The 23,033-nt window shown below is 73.6% G+C and carries 21 protein-coding genes and 1 tRNA gene; 8 read left to right on the top strand and 14 right to left on the bottom strand.

The window, feature by feature from the left end; all coding sequences use genetic code 11:
* Positions 1-198: 198 nt before the first annotated feature.
* From pth to AB3388_RS03215, 5 genes are all read right to left on the bottom strand, one after another.
* Positions 199-846 carry an aminoacyl-tRNA hydrolase gene (gene pth, locus AB3388_RS03235; RefSeq protein WP_495409312.1) on the bottom strand — a complete coding sequence of 216 codons (648 nt, stop codon included), beginning with the start codon at positions 844-846 and terminating at the stop codon, positions 199-201.
* A 3-nt stretch (positions 847-849) separates the two neighbouring features.
* Positions 850-1,563, bottom strand: a complete 714-nt coding sequence (locus AB3388_RS03230) for a 50S ribosomal protein L25/general stress protein Ctc (RefSeq protein WP_495409311.1) — start codon at positions 1,561-1,563, stop codon at positions 850-852.
* Positions 1,564-1,755: 192 nt separating this feature from the next.
* A complete protein-coding gene (locus AB3388_RS03225) occupies positions 1,756-2,736 on the bottom strand; it encodes a ribose-phosphate diphosphokinase (protein ID WP_495409310.1) in 981 nt (326 codons plus the stop codon).
* Between the two features lie 14 nt (positions 2,737-2,750).
* Complete coding sequence (gene glmU / locus AB3388_RS03220) at positions 2,751-4,235, bottom strand: bifunctional UDP-N-acetylglucosamine diphosphorylase/glucosamine-1-phosphate N-acetyltransferase GlmU (protein WP_495409309.1); 1,485 nt, start codon at positions 4,233-4,235, stop codon at positions 2,751-2,753.
* Between the two features lie 134 nt (positions 4,236-4,369).
* Positions 4,370-4,442 (bottom strand) — tRNA-Gln (locus tag AB3388_RS03215).
* A gap of 218 nt (positions 4,443-4,660) precedes the next feature.
* Here AB3388_RS03215 and AB3388_RS03210 point away from each other — a divergent pair.
* Together AB3388_RS03210 and AB3388_RS03205 are read left to right on the top strand one after the other, a co-directional pair.
* Entirely contained in the window at positions 4,661-5,659 is a 999-nt protein-coding gene (locus AB3388_RS03210) for an acyl-CoA desaturase (protein ID WP_495409308.1), read from the top strand.
* Between the two features lie 83 nt (positions 5,660-5,742).
* On the top strand, positions 5,743-6,384 hold the full coding sequence (locus tag AB3388_RS03205; protein ID WP_495409307.1) for a TetR family transcriptional regulator: 642 nt from the start codon (positions 5,743-5,745) through the stop codon (positions 6,382-6,384).
* A gap of 29 nt (positions 6,385-6,413) precedes the next feature.
* Here AB3388_RS03205 and AB3388_RS03200 read toward each other — a convergent pair whose 3' ends face one another.
* The 8 genes from AB3388_RS03200 to AB3388_RS03165 all read right to left on the bottom strand — a co-directional run bounded on the left by AB3388_RS03200 (position 6,414) and on the right by AB3388_RS03165 (position 15,675).
* Positions 6,414-7,382, bottom strand: a complete 969-nt coding sequence (locus AB3388_RS03200) for a 4-(cytidine 5'-diphospho)-2-C-methyl-D-erythritol kinase (protein ID WP_495409306.1) — start codon at positions 7,380-7,382, stop codon at positions 6,414-6,416.
* Positions 7,379-8,116 carry a 16S rRNA (adenine(1518)-N(6)/adenine(1519)-N(6))-dimethyltransferase RsmA gene (gene rsmA / locus AB3388_RS03195; RefSeq protein WP_495409305.1) on the bottom strand — a complete coding sequence of 246 codons (738 nt, stop codon included), beginning with the start codon at positions 8,114-8,116 and terminating at the stop codon, positions 7,379-7,381. Before rsmA ends, AB3388_RS03200 begins: the two co-directional genes overlap by 4 nt.
* Before the next feature lie 145 nt (positions 8,117-8,261).
* Positions 8,262-9,359 carry a resuscitation-promoting factor gene (locus AB3388_RS03190; RefSeq protein ID WP_495409304.1) on the bottom strand — a complete coding sequence of 366 codons (1,098 nt, stop codon included), beginning with the start codon at positions 9,357-9,359 and terminating at the stop codon, positions 8,262-8,264.
* 364 nt (positions 9,360-9,723) lie between these two features.
* Positions 9,724-10,563: a hypothetical protein gene (locus AB3388_RS03185; protein WP_495409303.1), complete on the bottom strand. Its 840-nt coding sequence runs from the start codon at positions 10,561-10,563 to the stop codon at positions 9,724-9,726.
* An 82-nt stretch (positions 10,564-10,645) separates the two neighbouring features.
* Positions 10,646-11,539: a TatD family hydrolase gene (locus AB3388_RS03180; protein WP_495409302.1), complete on the bottom strand. Its 894-nt coding sequence runs from the start codon at positions 11,537-11,539 to the stop codon at positions 10,646-10,648.
* Positions 11,540-11,615: 76 nt separating this feature from the next.
* Positions 11,616-13,412 (bottom strand): methionine--tRNA ligase, encoded by a 1,797-nt coding sequence (metG, locus tag AB3388_RS03175; RefSeq protein ID WP_495409301.1) that lies wholly within the window; start codon positions 13,410-13,412, stop codon positions 11,616-11,618.
* 37 nt (positions 13,413-13,449) lie between these two features.
* Positions 13,450-14,085 carry a hypothetical protein gene (locus AB3388_RS03170; protein ID WP_495409300.1) on the bottom strand — a complete coding sequence of 212 codons (636 nt, stop codon included), beginning with the start codon at positions 14,083-14,085 and terminating at the stop codon, positions 13,450-13,452.
* A gap of 99 nt (positions 14,086-14,184) precedes the next feature.
* Positions 14,185-15,675 carry an amino acid permease gene (locus tag AB3388_RS03165; RefSeq protein ID WP_495409299.1) on the bottom strand — a complete coding sequence of 497 codons (1,491 nt, stop codon included), beginning with the start codon at positions 15,673-15,675 and terminating at the stop codon, positions 14,185-14,187.
* Between the two features lie 127 nt (positions 15,676-15,802).
* On the opposite strand from AB3388_RS03165, the gene corA reads away from it, so the two are divergent.
* Positions 15,803-16,897: a magnesium/cobalt transporter CorA gene (gene corA / locus AB3388_RS03160; protein WP_495409298.1), complete on the top strand. Its 1,095-nt coding sequence runs from the start codon at positions 15,803-15,805 to the stop codon at positions 16,895-16,897.
* A gap of 130 nt (positions 16,898-17,027) precedes the next feature.
* Positions 17,028-17,903 carry an endonuclease domain-containing protein gene (locus AB3388_RS03155; RefSeq protein WP_495409297.1) on the top strand — a complete coding sequence of 292 codons (876 nt, stop codon included), beginning with the start codon at positions 17,028-17,030 and terminating at the stop codon, positions 17,901-17,903.
* A 2-nt stretch (positions 17,904-17,905) separates the two neighbouring features.
* On the opposite strand, the gene rsmI is transcribed toward AB3388_RS03155, so the two are convergent.
* Positions 17,906-18,745: a 16S rRNA (cytidine(1402)-2'-O)-methyltransferase gene (rsmI, locus tag AB3388_RS03150; RefSeq protein WP_495409296.1), complete on the bottom strand. Its 840-nt coding sequence runs from the start codon at positions 18,743-18,745 to the stop codon at positions 17,906-17,908.
* 54 nt (positions 18,746-18,799) lie between these two features.
* Here rsmI and AB3388_RS03145 point away from each other — a divergent pair, with 54 nt between their 5' ends.
* From AB3388_RS03145 to AB3388_RS03130, 4 genes are all read left to right on the top strand, one after another.
* A complete protein-coding gene (locus AB3388_RS03145) occupies positions 18,800-20,326 on the top strand; it encodes a dolichyl-phosphate-mannose--protein mannosyltransferase (RefSeq protein ID WP_495409295.1) in 1,527 nt (508 codons plus the stop codon).
* 119 nt (positions 20,327-20,445) lie between these two features.
* Entirely contained in the window at positions 20,446-20,892 is a 447-nt protein-coding gene (locus tag AB3388_RS03140; RefSeq protein ID WP_495409294.1) for a MarR family winged helix-turn-helix transcriptional regulator, read from the top strand.
* The gene (locus tag AB3388_RS03135; RefSeq protein ID WP_495409293.1) at positions 20,889-22,175 is read left to right on the top strand and encodes an MFS transporter; all 1,287 of its coding nucleotides are present in this window, start codon (positions 20,889-20,891) and stop codon (positions 22,173-22,175) included. Before AB3388_RS03140 ends, AB3388_RS03135 begins: the two co-directional genes overlap by 4 nt.
* Before the next feature lie 61 nt (positions 22,176-22,236).
* Entirely contained in the window at positions 22,237-23,031 is a 795-nt protein-coding gene (locus AB3388_RS03130) for an enoyl-CoA hydratase/isomerase family protein (protein ID WP_495409292.1), read from the top strand.
* Positions 23,032-23,033 lie beyond the last annotated feature (2 nt).

Below are 23,033 nucleotides of genomic sequence, written 5' to 3'. Positions count from 1 at the left end.
TCCCCCCGTTGCCGACGACTACTCACCGTGGTCGGAGCAGGCGCGGATCGCGGGGGCTGGGTCACCCGAAAGGACCCGACCAGCGACAACCGAGCCGCCTGCCAGGAAGAAACCTCACTGTGCGTGACGTGGCTGGTCAACCCGGAAGGGCCGTGTTCACCCTTCGGGGGCGGCGTGATCACCCGCGCGGGCAGCCGGTCAGGTGCGCGGGTGGACGTCGTTCTGGGCCGCCTCCAGGCCGCGGGCGAGCAGCAGCTCGGTGGCGTCGGCGGCCTCGGAGAGGAGGAACGGCAGTTCCTTGCGCTCGGTGGCGGAGAAGTCCTTGAGCACGAAGTCGGCGGGGTCCTGCCGGCCGGGTGGGCGGCCGATGCCCACGCGCACCCGCAGGTAGTCCTTGCTGCCGGCCGACCGGGTGATCGACCGCAGACCGTTGTGGCCGCCCTCGCCGCCCCCGCGCTTGAGCCGGACGCTGGCGAACGGGAGGTCGAGCTCGTCGTGCAGGACGACGAGGTCGGCCCGGTCGAGGTGGTGGTAGTCGAGCAGGCCGCGGACCGGACCGCCGGATTCGTTCATGTAGGTCGTCGGCCGGGCGAGGACGACGCGGCGCCCGGCCAGCCGGCCCTCGCCGGACAGCGCCCGGGCCCGTGCGCCCTTGCCGGGCGAGAGGCGGATGCCGGCGCGCTCGGCCAGCTCCTCGAGCACCATCACGCCGACGTTGTGCCGGTTGCCGGCGTAGCCGGGTCCGGGATTGCCGAGCCCGACGACCAGGAAGGGGCCCTCGGGCACGACGACGGGGGCGCCGGCCGTGCCGGCGCCCCCGCGGGTCCTGCTGTCGGTCAGCGCCAAGCCTCAGTTGTCGGCGGACTTCTCGGCCGACTCCATCGACTCGCCGCTGCCCTGGTCCTGCGGCTCGGGAACGACGTCGCCCTCGCCGGCGCCCTCGGCCGCGGCGTGCGACTCCTCGCGCTCGATGCCGGCCTCGGCCTCGGCCTCGGCGAGCTCGGCCTCGAGGGCCTCGGCGCTCTGCGCCGCCTGGAACGCGACGGCGACGGCGGCGCCGTCGGTCACCAGGGTGGCGCCGGACGGCAGCACGAGGTCCGCCGCAGTGATGCTGTCCTGGGCGGTCTTGCCGGTGACGTCGACCTCGATGGTCTCGGGGATGCGGGTCGCGTCGGCCTCGATGGAGACGGTGTTCAGCTCGTGCAGCACCAGCGTCTCCGGAGCCGCGTCGCCGACCACGTGGACGGGCACGTCGACGGTGACCTTCTCGCCGCGGCGGACGATGAGCAGGTCGGCGTGCTCGTGCTGGCGGGTCAGCGGGTCGCGCTGCACCGACTTGGTGAGCGCCAGCTGCTCCGTGCCGTCGAGGACGACGGTCAGCAGCGCGTTGGCCCCGCCGTTGCGCAGCGCCGCGGCGAACTCGCGGGCGGGCAGCGACAGGTGGACGACGTCCTGGCCGTGCCCGTAGAGGACGGCGGGGATGCGGCCCGCGCGACGGGTCCGGCGGGCGCTGCCCTTGCCGAACTCGGTGCGGGCCTCGGCGACGAGGCGGAAGTCAGCCACGGTGGTGTGCTCCTAGGTATCGGGTGTTCGGCGGTCCGGCGCAGGCGCGCGGCACACCATCAGGAGCACAGCACGTCGATCACGGAGCGCGGTACGAACCGCCTCCCTCGCCGGGCGACGCAACCAGGCTACCTCAGCGTCCTGGAACGCCGTCCCCGGGCTTTCGGTACCGCGGTACCGAAGGCCCGGAACTCAGCTGGCGCCGCCGAACAGACTCGTCACCGAGCCGTCCTCGAAGACCTCCTTGATCGCGCGCGCCAGGAGCGGGGCGATCGACAGGACGGTCAGCTTGTCGAACTGGCGGGACGGCTCGATCGGCAGCGTGTTCGTGACGATCACCTCGCTGACCCGGCTGTTCTTCAGCCGGTCGACCGCCGGGCCGGAGAGGACGCCGTGGGTGGCGGTGACGATCACGTCGGCCGCGCCGGCCTCGAACAGCGTCTCGGCGGCCTTCACGATCGTGCCGCCGGTGTCGATCATGTCGTCGACCAGGATGCAGACCCGGCCCTCGACCTCGCCGACGACGCGGTTGGCGACGACCTCGTTGGGCCGCATGGGGTCGCGGGTCTTGTGGATGAAGGCCAGCGGTACGCCGCCGAGCTTGTCGCTCCACCGCTCGGACACGCGGACGCGGCCGGAGTCGGGCGAGACGACGGTGAGGTCGTGGTCGCCCCACCGCTCCTTGACGTGGTCCACGAGCAGGTCGAGGGCGAAGAGGTGGTCGACCGGGCCGTCGAAGAAGCCCTGGATCTGCGCGGTGTGCAGGTCGACGGTCATCAGCCGGTCGGCGCCGGCGGTCTTGAACAGGTCGGCGACCAGGCGGGCGGAGATGGGCTCGCGGCCGCGGTGCTTCTTGTCCTGCCGGGCGTAGGGGAAGAACGGCGCGACGACGGTGATCCGCTTGGCCGACGCGCGCTTGAGCGCGTCGACCATGATCAGCTGCTCCATGAGCCAGGTGTTGATCGGCGCTGCGTGGCTCTGCACGACGAAGGCGTCGCAGCCGCGGACGGACTCCTCGAAGCGCACGAACAGCTCGCCGTTGGCGAACTCGTACGCGGCCGTGGGCGTGGTGGTCACGCCGAGGTGACCAGCGATCTCCTCGGTCAGCTCGGGATATGCCCGGCCGGAGAAGAGCATCAGGCTCTTGCTGGTCGTCTGCCGGATCGCGCTCATCGGCTGTTTCGCCCCTACTGGTCGTCCGTCGCGGAGCTCCCGGGCTCATCGGAGGTGGTCGCCCGGGAATCGGCCGCTGCCGCAGCCTCCGCCGCGGGCGTCCCGGCCCGTCGGCGGCTCACCCAGCCTGCCACATTTTGCTGCCGGGCCCGCGCCACACCCATGGCGCCCGGGGGGACGTCCTCGGTGATCACGGAGCCCGCCGCGGTGTACGCGCCGTCCCCGATGGTGACCGGCGCCACGAGCATCGTGTCGGAGCCGATGCGCACGTGGTCCCCGATGGTCGTGTGGTGCTTGTGCACTCCGTCGTAATTCACAAAAACAGTCGCGGCACCCACGTTCGCGCCGCGCCCGATGGTGGCGTCGCCGACGTAGGACAGGTGCGGCACCTTCGAGTCCTCGCCGACGTCGGCGTTCTTGGTCTCGACGAACGCGCCCACCTTGGCGCCCCGGCCCAGCCGGGTGCCCGGCCGCAGGTAGCTGAACGGGCCGACGGTCGCCTCCGGACCGATGACCGCGCCGGTGCAGTGCGAGCGGACGACGCTCGCCCCCTCCCCCACCTCGCAGTCGGTGAGCGTGCTGTCCGGACCGACCACGGCCCCGGCGGCGACGGAGGTGCGGCCGAGCAGCTGGACGCCCGGCTGGAGGACGGCGTCCGGCCCGACGGTCGCGGTGACGTCGACCCATGTCGTCGCGGGGTCGACGATCGTGACCCCCGAGACCATCAGCTCGTCCAGGACGCGGTCGTTGAGCGTGCGCCGGCGGGCGGCCAGCTCGCGCCGGTCGTTGCAGCCGAGCACGTCGGCCGGGTCCTCGGCGATGTGCCCGCCGACCCGGGCCCCGTCGCGGACCAGCAGCGCCAGGACGTCGGTCAGGTAGATCTCGCCCTGGTCGTTGTCGCCCTTCACCTCGCGCAGCGCGTCGCGGACGGCGGCGATGTCCCCGAGGTAGACGCCGGCGTTGACCTCGCGGATCTCGCGCTGGCGTTCGTCGGCGTCCCGCTCCTCGACGATCGCGCGCACGGCCCCGTCACGGTTGCGGACGATCCGCCCGAGACCCGTGGGGTCGTCCACCACGGCGGTGAGGACGGTCAGCGAGTTGCGGTCCTCCCGGTGGGTGGCCACGAGGTCGAGGACCGTGGCCTCGCGCAGCAGCGGCGCGTCGCCGTTGACGATGAGCGCGGCGCCCTCGATCCCGGAGAGCGCGTCCAGGCCGATCGCCGCGGCGTGCCCCGAACCCAGCTGCTGGTCCTGGAACACGGCCAGCGCCTCAGGAGCGATCTCGGCCAGGTGACGCTCGACCGCCTCGCGGCCGGCGCCCACGACGACCACCGTGCGCGTGGCACCCAGCGGCTCGGTGGCGGCGAGCACGTGGCCGAGCATCGAGCGGCCACCCAGGCTGTGCAGGACCTTCGGGGTGGCCGAACGCATGCGGGTGCCCTGGCCGGCGGCGAGGACGACGACGGCGGCCACGGCCGCCGGGGAGGACTGCGGGCTCACGGAACTGGGCGCCTTTCGAGCGATCGCGTGGTCGGCTGCGGCCGGGACGCCGTCCCGGCCGGCTCGCTGGTGGGACCTTCTCGCTGGTGGGACCTTCTCGCTGGTGGGATTTTCTCGCTGGTGGGACCTTCTCGCTGGGGGACTCGGACTCGAACCGAGACTTCCCGGCTCCAAAGGCCGGCGGGCTGCCGATTACCCCATCCCCCATCGACCGGCTCCGGACTGCGCCGCAACGGCCGGCGGGCGCCGGTTCTGCCCCGGCCCCCGCGACGAGCCTAGGGCCGCGCGCCGTCGGAGGCGCGGACGGTTGGAGAGTCCGAATGGCGGGCATCCCTACGGGCACGTAGGTTACGGCGACGTAGCTTTCTCCGGCAGCGGGTCTTCCGCGGCCGTCTCCCCGTCCCGCTCAGCACCTCGGAGGCCCCTTGTCTGCTCCCGCCCTCGACCGGCCCGCGACCCGCCCTCGGGTCGCCCGCGCGGTCGGCCCGGCCGCCCCGGACGCCGGTCTCCCGGCCAACGCCCTCGGCGCCGAGAAGGGCGCTGTCGAGCAGATCGCGCTCTACGTCTTCGTCCTCGTGCCCTTCCTCGCCCTGGCCGCGGTCGTGCCCGCGGTGTGGGGCTGGGGCCTGTCCTGGACCGACGTCACCCTGTTCGTCGTCTTCTACGCGGTCGCCTGCCTGGGCATCACCGTCGGCTACCACCGGTACTTCACGCACGGCTCGTTCAAGGCCCAGCGGGGCCTGCGGATCGCCCTGGCGATCGCCGGCTCCGTCGCCATCCAGGGGCCGGTCGTGCAGTGGGTGGCCGACCACCGGCGGCACCACGCGTTCTCCGACCGGGCCGGCGACCCGCACTCCCCCTGGCGCTACGGCGACGACCTGCGCGCGCTGACCAAGGGCATGTTCCACGCCCACATCGGCTGGCTGTTCGACCGCCGGCAGACCAACCCGGAGCGCTACGCCCCGGACCTGCTCAAGGACGCCGCGCTGCGCCGCACGAGCCGGCTGTTCATCCTCTGGGCCGGGATCGGGATCTTCCTGCCGGCGCTGATCGGCGGCCTGGTCACCATGAGCTGGACCGGCGCGTGGACGGCGTTCTTCTGGGCCGGTCTGGTCCGCGTGGCCCTGCTGCACCACGTGACCTGGTCGATCAACTCGATCTGCCACACCATCGGCTCGCGGCCGTTCGCCGCCCGCGACAGGTCGACCAACTTCTGGCCGCTGGCGATCCTGAGCGCGGGCGAGTCGTGGCACAACCTGCACCACGCCGACCCGACCTGCGCCCGTCACGGCGTGCTCCGCGGCCAGATCGACATCAGCGCGCGGACCATCTGGCTGTTCGAGAAGCTCGGCTGGGCCCGCGACGTGAAGTGGCCCGACCCGGTCCGGCTGGCGGCCAAGCGCCGGACCCCGGCCGAGGCCTGAGCGTCCCCGCCACTCCTCCGCCCGGGCGATCCGGCCCCCGCCGATCGCCCGGGCGGACCCCGTCGAGGGGCACGATGAGGACCATGACCAGCAGCGCAGGCCGGCCACGGGTCCGGATGACCGGTGCCCAGCGGCGCCAGCAGCTGCTCGACATCGGCCGCGAGCTGTTCGGCCAGCGGGGCTACGAGGCCACCTCCATCGAGGAGGTCGCCGCCCGCGCCGACGTCAGCAAGCCGGTCGTCTACGAGCACTTCGGCGGCAAGGAGGGGCTCTACGCCGTCGTCGTCGACCGCGAGATGCAGCTGCTCCTCGACCGGTTCGCCTCGGCGCTGTCCACGCCCGGCTCGCCCCGCGAGCTGCTGGAGCGGGCCGCGCTGGTGCTGCTGGACTACATCGAGGACGACACCGACGGGTTCCGCGTCCTCACCCGCGACTCCCCGGTCACCAGCGGGACGGGGACGTTCTCCTCGCTGATCGGCGAGGTGGCCCGCAAGGTCGAGCACATCCTCGGCGACCAGTTCGCCCACCGCGGCTACGACCCGCAGCTCGCCGAGCTCTACAGCCAGGCGCTGGTCGGCATGGTGGCGCTGGTCGGGCAGTGGTGGCTGGACACCCGGTCACCGGGCAAGCGCGAGGTCGCCGCGCACCTGGTGAACCTGGCCTACAACGGCCTCTCCCACCTCGACCCGTCCCCCGGCCTGGTGGAGGACCCCGCCGTCCCCTGACTGCGGCGCCACGGGGCGATGGAAGCGGTTCAGCCCACCAGGCGGGCGCCCGGCACGGGGCCGTGCACCACGCGCACCGTCCGGAAGACGCCCTCCCCGGACAGCGCCGCGGCCAGCCGGACGGCGGCGTCCTCGTCCTCGGCCAGCGCCGCGACGGTCGGCCCGGAGCCGCTGAGGAAGGCGGCCAGCGCCCCCGCGTCGGTCGACGCCCGCATCGCCCGCCGCAGCTCCGGGCGCAGCGCGACCGCGGGCGCCTCGAGGTCGTTGGCGAGCACGGCCGCCACGGCCGACGACGGGCCGCCGCTGAGCGCGGCGATGACCGGTTCCGGGGACGGCGTCTCCGTGCCGTCGGAGAGACGGCCGGTGGCCCGCAGCCGGTCCAGCTCCGCGTAGACCGCCGGCGTGGACAGCCCCTCCCGCGCGATGCCGAGCACCCAGTGCGTCTGCCGCCGGGCCAGCACGGGCGAGAGCCGCTCCCCGCGGCCGCTGCCGAGCGCGACCCCGCCGAGCAGGCTGAACGGGACGTCGCTGCCGAGCTGCGCGGCCAGGCCGGCCAGGTCGCCGCGGGTGGCGCCGGTGTTCCACAGCGCGTCGAGGGCGACCAGTGCGGCGGCGGCGTCCGCGCTGCCGCCGGCCAGTCCGGCCGCGGTCGGGATCGACTTCGCGATGTCGATCGAGGCGTGCGCCTTGACCCCGGCCTGCTCGGCCAAGAGGACGGCGGCCCGCCAGACCAGGTTGCGCCGGTCCGTGGGCACCCGGTCCACCGACGAGCCCGGCGCCGACCCCTCGCCGGCGACGCTCAGCGACAGACCCTCGCCGGGCCGGACGGTGATCGTGTCGAACAGCGACACGGCGAGGAAGACGGTCTGCAGGTCGTGGTAGCCGTCGGGCCGCAGCGGGCCGATGGACAGGTGGACGTTCACCTTCGCCGGTGCGCGGGCCACGACGGCGCCGCCCCCGGCGATGCGCCCCGGCCCTCCGGACGTCGACCAGCTCATGGCCGTTCATCCTGCGGCACGGGCGTGGCCGCGAGGCGGGCGAAATCCGTGACGGAGAGCTGTTCGCCCCGCATCGCGGGGTCGATCCCGGCCGCCCGCAGGCGCGCCTCGGCCGCCGCGGGGCTGCCCGCCCAGCGGGCGAGCGCGGCCCGCAGGCTCTTGCGGCGGGTGGCGAACGCGGCGTCGACGACGGCGAACGTCGCGGCCCGGTCACCGGGCGGGGGCGGACGACGGACCAGCGCCACCAGGCCGGAGTCGACATTGGGCTCGGGCCAGAACACCCGGCGGCCGATCGACCCCGCGCGGCGCACCTCGCCGTACCAGGCCGCCTTGACCGAGGGGACGCCGTAGGCCGCGCTCCCGGGCGCGGCGGCCAGCCGCTCGGCCACCTCCGCCTGCACGAGGACGAGCGCGCGCTCCACGGTCGGCAGCAGCTCGAGCAGGTGCAGCAGGACCGGCACGGCGACGTTGTACGGCAGGTTGGCCACCAGCGCGGTCGGCGGCGGGCCGGGCAGCTCCCGCACCCGCAGGGCATCGGCCTGCACGACGGTCAGCCGGTCGGCGAGCCCCGGCGCGCGCTCCGCGACGGTGTGCGGCAGCCGGTCGGCCAGGCGCGGATCGATCTCGACGGCGACCACGGCCGGCACCGCGGCCAGCAGCCCGAGGGTCAGCGAGCCGAGTCCCGGTCCGATCTCGAGGACGACGTCGTCCGGGCGCAGCTCGGCCGTGCGCACGATCCGCCGGATCGTGTTCGCGTCGTGCAGGAAGTTCTGCCCGAGCGTCTTGGTGGGTCGCAGCTCGAGCTGCCGGGCCAGGTCGCGGATCGCGGCCGGGCCCAGCAGCGCGTCGGGCTCCGGGGTGGTGCTCAGCGGGATCCGATCAGCCGTGCAGGCGGCTGCCGCAGGCCGGCCAGGGCGAGGTGCCGCGGGCGGCGTAGGTGCGCTCCCCGACGGCGATCTGCTGCTCCCGGGTGGCGAGGTCCGGCCGCGGGGCGAACTCGCCACCGCCGTAGGCGTTCCACGTCGAGACGTTGTACTGCAGGCCGCCGTAGTAGCCGTTGCCGGTGTTGATCGCCCAGTTGCCGCCGGCCTCGCACCGCGCCAGGGCGTCCCAGTTCAGCCCGCTCGTCGACGCGGGCGGGGCGGGGCGCTCCTTGGTGCCGACGGTGACCTGCTCGTCGACCGGCTGCTTCGTCACCGTCTGCGAGACCTGCTCCCGGCCGCTCTCGACACCGTCGGTGACGGTGACGCGGATGACCGTCGAGGTCTCGCCGTCCTCGCCCGGCTGGGTGACGGTCTCGTCGCCCTCGAACGCGTTGGGGTCCTCGGTCTCGGCCCGGCCGTGCGGGATCGGGGTGGTCTCGGTGACCTCGCTGACCTGCACGCGGAAGACCTGCAGGCGCATGTGGTCCAGCAGCGCCTGGGTCGGGTAGAGGCTCGTGCGGTCGGTCGGGCTCAGCGTGATGCCCTGCTCGGCGAGCAGGTCACCGGCCGTCGCGGCGGTGGTGGTCACCACGCGCTCCTGGCCGTCGGCGAGGAGCGTGACGTCCTTCGGCGTGGTGATCGACAGCTGCATGCCGTTCAGCGGCAGGCGCTCGCTGCGGCTGGCCGAGAGGACCAGGTCGTCGGCGCGGTAGCCCAGCTGCTCGAGCGCCTCGTCGACGGAGAGCGCGGTCACGTAGACCTGGCTGCTCACGCCGTCGACGGTCAGCTGCAGGGGCCGGGCCCGGTTGAGGACGACGGTGTCGCCGTCGGAGACCTCGGCGTCCTCGGCCGGCAGGACGACGTCGTGCGCGGCGGGCACCAGCCCCTCGTCCTCCAGGACCTCGCCGACGGTGCCGGCGTAGGTGCTGACCGAGCGGGCCTGCCCGTCGACGGTCAGGGTCAGCGACTTCTGGCCCAGGTAGTAGGCCACCGAGCCGCCGACGAGCCCTACGAGCACGAGGGCGAACAGGGCGAGCTGGAGAGGACGGCGCACGACACTTCCACGGGGTCAGGGAACCCGGGCAGGAGGGCCGCGGACCCGTCCGGAGACGGTCCGCCGCCGTGCTGGCCGATTCCAGGCCGCGCGCCACCGGGACGTGGAGTACCCGGTCGGTCGACGCCGCCCGGGTCGGTCTCCACCCCGGCTGTCAGTCACGACACGATAACGAACACGGTGCGAGGAGCAAGGTGCGTGCGCAGTCAACCAGAGGGCCGTCATGTCGCTATGTGGACGCGCCGACACGCAGTGTCACGGACGTGCCGGGTGATGCCGGTGGGACGGCTGCGCACGGTGAGTGTTCGCCGTGACCAAGCCCACAGTGTGGCCGCCCTCGCATCGGGGCAGCGGCGGCCGGCTGTCAGCCGGCGAGCGCGCGCTCGTTGGAGCGCACCGGGCGCAGCCAGGTGAGCAGGAAGCCGGCCACCGCGACACCGGCGGCCAGCGCGGAGAAGCCGCCGGCGACGAGGGCCACCGGCAGCAGGTCGAACCCCTCGGACACCCGGTCGCCGCGCTCGATGCCGGCCAGCAGCAGGAGCGCCCCCAGCGGCAGGAGCGCCAGCACGCTCGTGGCCGCGACGACCAGGTGGGCGGTCCAGGTGCGCAGCGCCTCGTCCACCGGCACGTCGGCGCCCTCGGCCGGCAGGGGGCGCAGGAGGATGCGCAGCAGCGCGATCTCGGCGAGCACCCAGACCGCGAGCGGCACCGTGAGGGCGACCCAGCCGACCGCATCGGCCAGGTGGTCGTCCCGCCACAGGACGACGGCCGTGACCACCTCGGCGACGACGACGGCGCGCATCGTCCACAGCAGCCACGCGGAGATCTGCTCGCCGCGGCGCGGCCGTCGGACCGGGGTCGCCGACTCCCAGCGCGGGCGCGGGCGGGTCGCCTCGGCCAGCACCACGCCGACGAGCAGGCCGATCGCCAGGGCCGGCACCCACAGGAAGACCGACGCCTCCGCGAACAGCACGATGCTGCCGACGATGCCCAGGACGCCGAGCAGGAGGCCCAGCCGGCGCACCCGCCGTCCGTGCTGCGCCTGACGCTGCAGCGTCGCCGTCCCCTTGGGGGTGGGGGCGGCGAACTCCACCGCGGCCACGGCTACCGCGCGGCGGCCGGCGGCCAGCCACCACCCCCGGGCGAGCAGCACACCGGGGACCAGCACGGCGATGAAGAGCACGACGGCGATGAGGCGGCCCACGGGACAAGTGTGCATCCCCTGACGCGGCGGAGGGACCGGAGTGCTCTCCACATCGCTCACGGCCGCCGCCGGCCGCGGGGGCCTATCCCTCCCAGGGGCCGAAGACGCGTTCCGCCGTGCTGGTCAGGGCCTCGCAGAGCGGCGCGAGCTCGACCCCGGTGACCTCGGCGAGCGCACGCACCGTGTGCGGCACCATCCGCGACGCGTTGGGCCGGCCGCGGTGCGGCATCGGGGTGAGGAACGGCGCATCGGTCTCCACCAGCAGCTGGTCGACCGGGGTGAGCGCCGCGGCCTCGCGCAGGTAGCCGGCGTTGCCGAACGTCAGGGTCCCGGCGAAGGAGAGGACGTAGCCCCGCTCCACACACGCCTGGGCGAAGCGCGCGTCCCCGGAGAAGCAGTGGAGGACGGTGTGCTCCGGGGCGCCCTCGTCCTCGAGCACCCGCAGGATCTCCTCGTGCGCGTCCCGGTCGTGGATGACCAGCGCGACCCCGCGGTCCTTGGCGATGCGGATGTGCGCGCGGAACGACGCCTCCTGCGCCGCCCACCCGTCCGGCCCGGTGCGGAAGCGGTCGAGGCCGGTCTCCCCCACCGCCCGCACCCGCGGCAGCGCGGCCAGCCGGTCGATCTCGGCCAGTGCGTCGTCCGTCGCCCGCCCGGCGCCGGCCTCGTTGGGGTGGACCGCGACGGCGGCGAGCACCGACGGGTGCCGGTCGGCCAGCGCCGCCGACCAGCGCGAGGAGGGGACGTCGACGCCGACCTGCACCAGCCGCGGGACGCCGACCGCGGCCGCCGCGGCGATCTCGGCCGCGATGGCGTCGTCGTCCGGCCAGCCCTCGTCACCGGCGCCGTGAGCCGGCCGCTCCCCCACGACGATGTCGAGGTGGGTGTGGCTGTCCAGGGCCGGGGACGGCAGCGGCTCCGGGGACGGCGGCGGCTCCCCGCGCCGGTTGGCGCGGGCCGCGGTCGAACGACTCATACCAGCGCCTCGCCTGCGCTCGGCGCCGGCATTCGCCGTCCGACTGCTGTCCCCCTTGGTGAGCTCGCGAGCTCGCTCACTTGGCCTCGGCCTCGAGACGGGCGAGCTCCTCCTCCACCACCGACTCGTCGAGCTTCTTGAACACCGGCGTCGGCGGCTGCAGCGGCGTCCCCGCCTCCAGGGGCCGGGAGGCCCACACCGCCTCGGCCGTGGCGTAGTCGCCGGTGATGATCGGGTACGGCGAGCCGTCGTCGAGGTCCGTGCTCTCCACCACCTGCGGGGCCGGCGACCACACCCCGGTGCCGCCGAGCAGCTCGTGCACCTGCTGGGCCGAGTGCGGCAGGAACGGGGTGAGCAGCGTGTTGCAGTCGCTGACCGCCTGCAGGGCGGTGTGCAGGACGGTGTCCCGGCGCGCCGGGTCCTCCTTGAGCTTCCAGGGCGCCTGGTCGGACAGGTACTTGTTCGCCTCGCCGACGACCCGCATCGCCTCGGTCGCCGCGGCCTTCTGCCGGTTGCGGGCGAGCAGGTCACCGACGGTCCCGAAGGCACCGGAGGTCGCCGCCAGCAGCGCGCGGTCGGCGTCGGTCAGCTCCCCCGGCGTCGGGACGGCGCCGACGTTCTTCGCCGCCATCGAGACGCTCCGGTTGACCAGGTTGCCCCAGCCGGCGACCAGCTCGTCGTTGTTGCGACGGCGGAACTCCGACCAGGTGAAGTCGGTGTCCTGGGTCTCCGGCCCGGCGACCGCGATGAAGTAGCGCAGCGCGTCGGCGTCGTAGCGGGCGAGGAAGTCGCGGACGTAGATGACCACCTGGCGGGAGGAGGAGAACTTGCGCCCCTCCATGGTCAGGAACTCGCTCGAGACCACCTCGGTCGGCAGGTTCAGCCGGCCGAGCGACCCCGGCGTCCCGCCCTTGTCACCCTCGCCGTTGTAGCCCTGCAGCTGCGCCGGCCAGATCTCGGCGTGGAAGACGATGTTGTCCTTGCCCATGAAGTAGTAGGCGCCGGCGTCCGGCGTCTGCCACCACTGCCGCCACGCGTCGGCGTCGCCGGACCGGCGGGCCCACTCGATCGACGCGGACAGGTAGCCGACCACGGCGTCGAACCACACGTAGATCCGCTTGTCCGGCCGGTCGATCCAGCCCTCGAGCGGCACCCGCACACCCCAGTCGATGTCGCGGGTGTAGCTGCGCGGCTTGAGGTCGTCGAGCAGGTTCTTGGCGAAGTTGAGCACGTTGGGCCGCCAGCCCTGGCGGCTGTCGAGCCAGTTGCCGAGGGACTTGGTGAACGCCGGCAGGTCGAGGAAGTAGTGCTCCTCCTCGACGAACTTCGGGGTCTCGCCGTTGATCCGGCTGACCGGGTTGATCAGGTCGGTGGGGTCGAGTTGGTTGCCGCAGTTGTCGCACTGGTCGCCGCGGGCGCCGTCGTAGCCGCAGATCGGGCAGGTGCCCTCGATGTAGCGGTCGGGCAGCGTGCGCCCGGTCGACGGGCTGATCGCGCCGAGCGTCGTCCTCGGGAAGACGTAGCCGTTCTTGAGCAGGCCGAGGAAGATCTCCTGGCTGATCGCGGCGTGGTTCTGCGTCGTCGTCCTGGTGAACAGGTCGTAGGACAGCCCGAGGCTGGCCAGGTCGCCCACGATGATCCGGTTGTTGCGATCGGCGATCTGGCGCGGCGTGACCCCCTCGGCGTCGGCCGCGACGGTGATCGGCGTCCCGTGCTCGTCGGTGCCGCTGACCATCAGCACCCGGTTGCCGGCCATCCGCTGGTAGCGGCTGAAGACGTCGGAGGGGACGCCGAAGCCGGAGACGTGGCCGATGTGCCGCGGGCCGTTGGCGTAGGGCCAGGCCACGGCGGTCAGGATGTGCCGCTCACTCACGGCACGAGCGTAGTGAGGCGCGTCGAGCGACTTCCGCTCAGTGCGTGCTGGAGGCGACGCTGCCGGGCGCGTCGGGGCCCGCCCCCACGGCCGGGGCGACCAGTGCGACGGCGCCCAGGGTCAGCGCGATCACGGCCAGCGTGGCCGTGCACAGGCCGCGGTGGGCGGCCACCGGGTCGGTGCGCCGCTCCCGCGGTCGGGGGCCGGCGGCGACCCAGGCCAGCGCGGTCGGCGACCCGGCGAGCAGCAGCTTCCCGGTCGGGACGGCGAGGGCGAGCAGCGCGACCGCGGGCAGGGGCAGCGCCGCCGGCAGGTAGCCGTCCAGGCGGGTGGTGAACAGGCCCACGAGGAGCAGCAGGCCGACCAGGGCCAGCTCGACGTAGGCGATCCAGGCGAAGATCCCGCGCCCGGCGCCGTCGACGAGGGTGGCCGCGCCGCCGGCGCAGCCGACGATCCAGCCGGCCAGGGTCAGCAGCACCAGCGCGACGACCGCGCCGGACGGCCGGTGCGGCGAGGTGAGGACGCCGTCCAGGCCGGTGAGCGCACCGGCGAGCAGGGCCACCGCCTCGACCACCCCGAGCGCGGCGGCGCCGACGACGGTGGCCGGCAGGCGGCGGACCGCCTCGGGCACCGCCACGCGCGGTTCGCGGACGTCGAGGGCACTGCTCGCCACGGGGAGCTCCTTGACCGGGGACTGCTGTCCCCGGTTGCGTCGGCGCTCCCCGCCAGACGCTGAACGGGCGCCCGGCGGGCCTCACCCCTCGGGGGGAGGTCAGGTGCGTGTGGACTCCCTGGCCTGCTCGTTGCCGGGCGCGAGCCGGCTGTGCCGCCAGCTGTAGAAGAAGTAGACGACCAGTCCGACCGCCATCCAGACGGCGAACCGCAGCCAGGTCTCGGCGGGCAGGTTGAGCATCAGCCACAGGCAGGCCAGGGCGGAGAGGATCGGCAGCACCGGCACCCCGGGCACGCGGAACGCGCGGTGCAGCTCGGGCCGGGTCCGGCGGAGGATGATCACGCCGATCGACACCAGGATGAACGCGAACAGCGTGCCGATGTTCACCAGCTCCGCCAGCGTCCCGAGCGGGACGAAGCCACCGAGCAGCGCGACGACGACGCCGGTCGCGATGGTGATCCGGTAGGGCGTGCCGTACTTCGGGTGCACCCGCCCGATCGGTCGCGGCAGCAACGAGTCGCGGCTCATCGCGAAGATGACCCGGGACTGGCCGAGCATCAGGATCATGACCACCGAGGTCAGCCCGGCCAGCGCACCGACGGAGATCAGGGCCGAGAGGAACGGCAGCCCGACGCTGCGGAACGCCTCGGCCAGGGGCGCGTCGGTGGACAGCTCGCGGTAGTTCTGCATGCCGACGACGACCAGCGAGACCGCGACGTAGAGCAGGGTGCAGATGGCCAGCGAGCCGAGGATGCCCCGCGGCACGTCCCGCTTGGGTTCCTTGGTCTCCTCCGCGGCCGTGGCCACGATGTCGAAGCCGATGAACGCGAAGAAGACGATCGCCGCTCCCGCGAAGATGCCGCCCACGCCGAACGTGCTCGGCGTGAAGCCCGCGAGGAGCTGGATCAGCGGCGCCGTCAGCCCGCTGCCCGACTCGCCGGACTCGGCCGGCGGGATGAAGGGCGAGTAGTTGTCGGCCTGGACGTAGAAGAAGCCGACCACGATCACCAGCAGCACGATGGCGACCTTGATCGCGACGATGATCCCGGTGACCCGCGACGAGAGCTTGATGCCGAGCACCAGCACGCCGGTCATGAGCAGCGCGATGAAGATGGCCGGGATGTTGACCGTGGCCGTCTCACCGGCGATCGACGTCGGCAGGGGGATGCCGAGGTCGCCGAGCAGCTGGTTGAGATAGCCCGACCAGCCGACCGACACGGTGGCGGCGCCGAGGGCGAGCTCGAGCACGAGGTCCCAGCCGATGATCCAGGCGATGAACTCCCCGAAGGTGGCGTAGGAGAACGTGTAGGCCGAGCCCGCGACCGGGACCGTCGAGGCGAACTCGGCGTAGCAGAGCGCCGCCAGCCCGCAGACGATGCCGGCGACGACGAAGGAGAGCGCGACGGCCGGTCCGGCCTGCTCCTTCGCCACCACGCCGGTGAGCACGAAGATGCCGGTCCCGATGATCACGCCGACGCCGAAGACGGTCAGGTCGAGCGCGGAGAGACCCTTCTTGAGCTGGTGCTCCGGTTCCTCGGTGTCCCGGATGCAGTCCTCGACGGACTTGATCCGGCGGTTCGCAGCGGTCACGGCGTCCCTCCCTCTTCCGGGTGCGTGATCGACTTCCCGGAAGGCGCCACGGCTAACCACATCCGGCGGACCTACGCTGACCGGGCCACACACCGCCCGTCGCCCGTGCCGCCGAGGAGGGACGCCGATGAGCACCACCGACTCCCCCGGCACGCCGCTGGGCCTGCCCCCGACCATGCGGCCGCGCCCGGCCGGCGCGTCCCGGCCGGCGCCGGGGCGCCGGGTCTCCGAGAGCACGATCGTCGACTGCGCCGTGTACGTCGACGGGCACCGCCAGCCGCACGTGTCACCGGACGACGCGCTGGCGGTGGCCGTGGACCGCGGCGGCTTCGTGTGGCTGGGCCTCTACGAGCCGACCCAGGCGGAGCTCGACGAGATCGCCGAGCGGTACGAGCTGCACCCGCTCGCGGTCGAGGACGCCGTCGAGGCGCACCAGCGGCCCAAGCTGGAGAGCTACGACGACGCGCTGTTCATGGTGCTCAAGACCGGCCGCTACATCGAGCACGAGCAGCTGACCGCGACCAGCGAGGTGGTCGACACCGGCGAGGTCATGGCCTTCCTGGGCCGGCACTACGTGATCACTGTCCGGCACGGGGAGCACAGCGGCCTGGCCGAGCTGCGCCGGCGGCTGGAGGACCAGCGGGAGCTGCTCTGCCTGGGCCCGTCCGCGGTGCTCTACGCCATCGCAGACCAGGTCATCGACAACTTCACCGACGTCGCCACCGCCGTCGAGGAGGACGTCGACGAGCTCGAGGCCTCGGTGTTCAGCCCCGAGCGCACCGACGACATCGGCCGGATCTACCAGCTCAAGCGCGAGCTCATGCAGCTGCGGCGGGCGGTGGCGCCGCTGGAGATCCCGCTGCAGCGGCTGGCCGAGCGACAGATCGACGTCGTCCCGGAGACGATGCGCTCGTACTTCCGCGACGTCCTGGACCACGCGCTGCGGGTGCGCGAGCAGGTGAACGGGCTGGACGAGCTGCTCTCGTCGATCCTGCAGGCCTCGCTGGCCCGCACGTCGCTGTCGGACAACGAGGACACGCGGAAGATCAGCGCGTGGGCCGCGATGATCGCCGTCCCGACCCTGATCACCGGCGTGTACGGGATGAACTTCCAGTTCATGCCGGAGCTGAGCTGGCGCTACGGCTATCCGGCGGTGCTGCTGCTCATCCTCGTCGTCTGCTCGGTCCTCTACCGCGGCTTCAAGCGCAACGGCTGGCTCTGAGCGCCGTCCTTGGGCGTCGTTGGTCACTTCCCGGGGTCTCCCGTCGCCACGAGACCCCGGGAAGTGACCAACGCGGGAGCCCTGTGGACGGCGTCAGCCCGAGAGGGACCCGGTGCGGGAGGGTGCCGCGGTGCCCGTCCCTGCGTCCGTCCCGCCGTCGCTGCGCAACAGCTTCTTCCGCGGGTCAGCGGCGATCCGAGCCGGCCTGCTCACCGCGGACCAGCTGCGCAGCAGTGCGTGGCGCCGCCTGTTCCGGGACGTGTACGTCGACGCGGCTGTGCCCGACGGTCATGCGCTGCGCGCTCGCGCCGCCGCGACGGTGCTCGTCCCCGGCGCGGTCGTCACCGGACTCAGCGCCGCCGTGCTGTGGGGCGTCGAGCTCGCCGGCGTCGAGGACGACGTCGAGCTGACTGTGCCGGCCGGCACGTCCCGGACGCGCGTTCACGGGCTGCGGGTCCGGCGCCGTGCGCTTCCCGAGGCCTGGCTGTCCCGGCGGCGTGGTGTCGCCGCGACCACGCCGGAGGCCACCGCCCTCGAAGTCGCCTCGCTGTTGCCGCTGGACGACGCCGTGGTGGCCGTCGACCGCATGCTGGCCTCGGGCATCGTGGATCTCGCCCCTCTGCGCGCGCTGTCCGTCCGCAGCACAGGGGCCGGCTCGGCCCAGAGGCAGGCGGTCTGCCGGCTCGCCGACGAACGGGCCGAGTCGCCGCAGGAGACCCGGCTTCGACTCCTCATCGGCCGCAGCAGTCTGCCGGCACCTGTCGCTCAGTTCGTCGTGCGGGACGGTGGCCGGCGGATCGCGCGGGTCGACCTCGCCTGGCCCGACCGCAAGGTGGCGCTGGAGTACGACGGGTTGTGGCGCGGCGAGCCGGGCCAGTTCGCCCGCGACCGACAGCGCCTCAACCGGCTGCACGCCGCCGGCTGGACCGTGGTCTTCGTGACCGCCGCCGACCTGCACCGCCCCGCCGAGATCCTCGCCAGGCTGACCGCCCTGCTCGTGGACTGAACTCAGGGAGCCTTGGAGCTGACGACGGCGTCGTAGACGGTGCGGCGGGGCAGACCCGTCCGGACGACGACGGCGCGGATCGCGTCCTTGCGCGTGGCACCGGCGGCCTCCTCGGCGGCCACCGCCGCGGCCAGTTCGGCGGCGCCCAGCTCCACCGGCGCCGGCACCGCACCGGCCACCACCAGCGTGATCTCACCGCGCACGCCGTCGGCAGCCCATGCGGCGAGCGAGTCCAGCGGGCCGCGGCGGATCTCCTCGTGCGTCTTGGTCAGCTCCCGGCAGACGGCGGCCTCGCGGTCGGCCCCGAACGCGTCCGACGCGTCCCGCAGCGCGTCGGCCAGCCGGTGCGGGGACTCGAAGAACACCATCGTGCGGCGCTCGTCGGCCAGCCCGGCCAGCCGCGACCGCCGTTCGCCGGCCCGGCGCGGCAGGAATCCCTCGAAGCAGAAGCGGTCGCAGGGCAGGCCGGACACCGCCAGCGCCGTCGTCACCGCGGACGGCCCCGGCACCGAGGTCACCGGAACGCCGGCCTCGATCGCCGCCCGCACCAGCGTGTAGCCCGGGTCCGAGACCGAGGGCATGCCGGCGTCGGTGAGCAGCAGCACCGTGGCGCCGTCGGTCAGCGCGCCCAGCAGGCCGGGCAGCCGCGCGCGCTCCACCGACTCGTGGAAGGTCACGATCCGCCCGGTCAGCGCGACGTCCAGGTCCGAGGCCAGCCGGTGCAGACGGCGGGTGTCCTCGACGGCCAGGACGTCGGCCTCGGCCATCGCCTGCCGCAGCCGGGGGCCGACGTCGCCGGGCTGCCCCAGCGGGGCACCCCCGAGAACGAGCCGTCCGGTCACGGACACGAGCCTGTCACGGCCGCGTCCTCAGCCCGTCCACCTACCCTGACCCGCATGGCCGTGCCGGTGGAGACAGCAGCGCCCGCGGCTGTCCCCGACACCGTCCGCACGCCGCCGCCCGCGCGCCGCTGGCCCCTGCCCCGCCCCCGCCGCGACCGCATCCCGCCGTTGCCGACCGACCGCCGGTCCTCCTGGCTGCTCGCGCTCGGGCTGGGCCTGCTCAGCCTCGTCGTCCGCCTGTGGGACATCAGCTACCCGAGCGACAAGCTCTTCGACGAGGCCTACTACCCGCCCGAGGCGCACGAGCTGCTGCGGTGGGGGTTCGAGTACAACCGCGGCTACACCTTCATCGTCCATCCGCCGCTCGGGAAATGGCTGATCGCGCTCGGCGAGGGCCTCTTGGACTACGACTCGCTGGGCTGGCGGTTCCCGTCGGCGGTGGCCGGCTCGATCGCCGTCGTCGTCCTGGTCCGGCTGACCCGGCGGCTGACCGGGTCGACCTGGCTCGGCCTGCTCGCGGGCCTGCTGCTGGCGCTGGACGGGTTCTCCTTCGTCCTGTCGCGCATCGGCCTGCTCGACATCTTCCTGCAGCTGTTCGTCGTCTCGGCGGTCGCCTGCCTCGTCGTCGACCGCGACAAGGTCCGGCAGCGGATCCGGGAGCGCGGGGCGGCGGTCGCCTTCCGGCTCGGCCCCCGCGGCTGGCGGATCGCCGCCGGGTTCCTCTTCGGCTGCGCCTGCGCGGTGAAGTGGAGCGGCATCTACTTCCTGGCCTTCTTCGCGGTCCTCTCGCTGTTCTGGGACCGCACCGCCTGGCGCGACGCCGGCGTCCGCCGCCCCACCCGCGCCGCCGCGCGGTACGGGCTGCCCGGCGCGCTCTGGGCCCTGGCCGTCCTGCCGGTGCTCACCTACGTGGCCAGCTTCACCGGCTGGTTCCTCGGCGAGACCAGCCAGGGCCGGCACTGGGCCGACCAGCACCCGGAGACCGACTTCCCGTTCGTCCCGGGCGCGCTGCGCTCGCTGTGGCACATGCACGGCGAGTGGTGGAGGTTCCACAACGGCCTGTCCAGCCCGCACCCGTGGGAGTCGGGGCCGTGGTCGTGGCTGGTCGACGGCCGGCCGATCCTGCTGTGGAACCCGCAGGGGCTGACCGACGGGTCCGGCGGGCAGATCGTCCGCTACATCCTCATGGTGGGGACGCCGACCCTCTGGTTCGCGTTCGCCCCCGCGATGCTGTGGCTGCTCTGGCGCATCGTGGCCCGCCGGGACTCCGCGGCGATCACCGCCGGGGTCGCGATCGCCGCCGGCTGGCTGACGTGGTTCCTCAACCCCGAGCGGACCATGTTCATCTTCTACATGGCACCGGCCCTGCCCTTCTTCGTGCTCGCGGTGACCCTCGCGCTGCAGGACCTGCTCGGCACCGGGCACCCCGAGGGCTGGCGCCGCCAGGCCGGGCTGGGCGCCGTGTGCCTCTACGTGGCGGTGGTCGCCGCCACCTTCGTGTTCTTCTACCCCGTGCTCACCGGCCAGCCGCTGTCGCGGGCCGACTGGCTGGCGCGGATGTGGTTCCCGTCCTGGTTCTGAAAGGACCCCCTTCCTCCCCACCCTTGGCAGGCTCAGGGCGGGCCCCTGGAAGGGGGCCGTTCCAGCATGTCCGCGCATCGGCTGGCGCCGATACATAGTTGGGTGTTACAACTGACGCCGTGGATCCGGAGGAACTCGCGGGACAGCTGGACGACGCCGTCGTCGCGCTGCGCTCGGCCACCCTGCCGCGGGCGGGGCTGAGCCTCACCGCGGCGGGCACCCTCGCCCGCCTGCAGCGCTCCGGCCCGGCCCGGCTCACCGAGCTGGCCGTCGCCGAGGGGATCACCCAGCCGTCGATGACCGCGCTCATCGGGCGGCTGGCCGACCAGGGGCTGGTGTCCCGTGCCGCGGATCCGCGGGACGGCCGCGCCGTCGTCCTCTCCCTCACGGCGGCGGGCGAGGCGCTCCTGGCGCAGCGGCGCGCCGAGCGCACCCGCCGCATCGCCGGCCCCCTGGCCGACCTGTCTCCCGCCGACCAGCGGCGCATCGCCGAGGCGCTGCCCGCACTCGTCCGTCTGGCCGACGCGCTGCGCCGGCCCCCCGTCCCTGTGGAGGTGTCGCGGTGAGCTCGGCTCAGAGCGCGAGCATGTTCAAGCAGCCCAAGGCCGTCTTCGCCGTCGCGTTCGCGTGCGTCGTCAGCTTCATGGGCATCGGCCTGGTCGACCCGATCCTGCCGGCGCTGTCGGTGCAGCTGCACGCGTCGCCGAGCCAGGTCAGTCTGCTGTTCACCAGCTACCTGGTGGTCACCGCGGTCGCGATGCTCGCGACCGGCTGGGTCTCCAGCCGCATCGGCCCGAAGCGCACCCTGATCACCGGCCTGGCGATCATCGTGGCCTTCTCCGCGCTGGCCGGTCTCTCCGGCTCGATCAGCGGCATCGTCGGCTTCCGCGCCGGCTGGGGGCTGGGGAACGCGCTGTTCATCGCCACCTCGCTCGCCGTGATCGTGGCCAGCGCGACCGGCGGCTTCGCCGGCGCGATCGTCCTCTACGAGGCCGCGCTCGGCCTCGGCATCGCCGCCGGTCCCCTGCTCGGCGGGCTGCTCGGCGACATCAGCTGGCGCGGCCCGTTCTTCGGTGTCGCCACGCTCATGGCGATCGCGCTGATCGCGACCGTCGTCCTGCTCGACCCGACCCCGAAGCCGGCGAAGCCCACGTCGCTCGGCGCCCCGCTCAAGGCGCTGCGGCACCGCAGCCTGCTGACCATGAGCCTGACCGCGGTGCTCTACAACTGGGGCTTCTTCACCATGCTCGGGTACGCGCCGTACCCGATGGAGCTCGACGCGGTCCAGCTCGGGTTCGTCTTCTTCGGCTGGGGCCTGCTCGTCGCGATCTTCTCGATCTTCGGCGCCCCGAAGCTGCAGGCCCGGTTCGGCACGGCGCCGTCCCTCTACGGCGCGCTCGGCTTCTTCGCCGTCCTCCTGCTGCTCATCGGGCTGTTCACCGACGTCCGCTGGGCGCTGATCGTGTGCGTGATCGCCTCCGGCATCGTCGTCGGCATCAACAACACACTCACCACGCAGGCGGTCATGCTGGTCGCCCCGGTCGAGCGGCCCGTCGCCTCGGCGGCCTACGGCTTCGTGCGCTTCATCGGCGGCGGCCTGGCGCCCTTCGCCGCCGGCAAGATGGTCGACGCCTGGAACATCCACGTGCCGTTCGTCGTCGGCGCGGTCGCGGTGGCGCTCGGCATCGCCGTGCTGGCCACCGGGCACCGCATGCTCACCCGCGCCGACGCCGCGATGGCCGCCGACGGGCACGGGACGCCGGACGACGAGATCGCCGGGGAGGTCGCCGACGAGTTCGGCGGCGCTCCGGGCGCCATCGACGACGAGCTGCACGTCGCCCGCTCCTGACGCGCGTCCGCCTTGCCGCCCCCATACGGTGGGCGGCGAGGCGGACGGCGGAAGGACGGCGATGACGAGCACGCAGGAGCGGCCGCGGGTGCTGACCGAGGTCGACGGCGACGTCTATCGGATCACCCTCGACCGGCCCGAGGCGGGCAACGCCCTCGACCCGGCGCTGGCCCACCAGCTGGCGCAGGCGCTGCGCGAGCGCCCCGAGGAGACCCGCACGGTGCTCCTGGTGGCCAACGGCAAGCGGTTCTGCGTCGGCGGCGACATCTCCTTCTTCGCCGGCGCGGAGGACCCCGGTGAGGCGGTCGGCCGGCTGGCGCACGACTGGCACGAGGTCGTCCGGCTGCTGATCAACACGCCCGTCCCGGTCGTCGCCGGCGTGCAGGGAGCGGTCGCGGGGGCCGCGGTCGGGCTGATCGGGGCGTGCGACATCGTCGTGTGCGCCCGCTCGACGAAGATCGCCCCTGCCTACGGCGGCCTCGGCTTCTCCCCCGACGGCGGCTCCTCCTGGGCGCTGACCCGGGCACTGGGGGCGCCCCGCGCGCTCGAGCTCATGCTGACGAACGGCTACCTGAACGCCGCTGAGGCGCACACGTTCGGCCTGGTCAGCCGCCTGGTGGAGGACGACGAGCTGCACGCCGAGGCGATCGCCCTGGCGCACCGGGTCGCCGCCGGCCCCGTCCGGGCGATGGTCCGCACCCGCGCGCTGGTCCGCAAGGCCGCCGTCCGGACGCTCGACGAGCAGCTGGACGACGAGGCGCGGCTGATCGCGGAGTCCGCCGCCGACCCGGAGGGCCGGGAGGGCGTGCGGGCGTTCCTCGAGAAGCGCACGCCCGACTTCCGCGGGGCGGTGTGATC

The organism is Geodermatophilus sp. SMS 5-13 (assembly GCF_059428245.1).
Note: the sequence above shows the minus strand (reverse complement) of the source record. Positions and strands in the feature narration are given on the sequence as shown.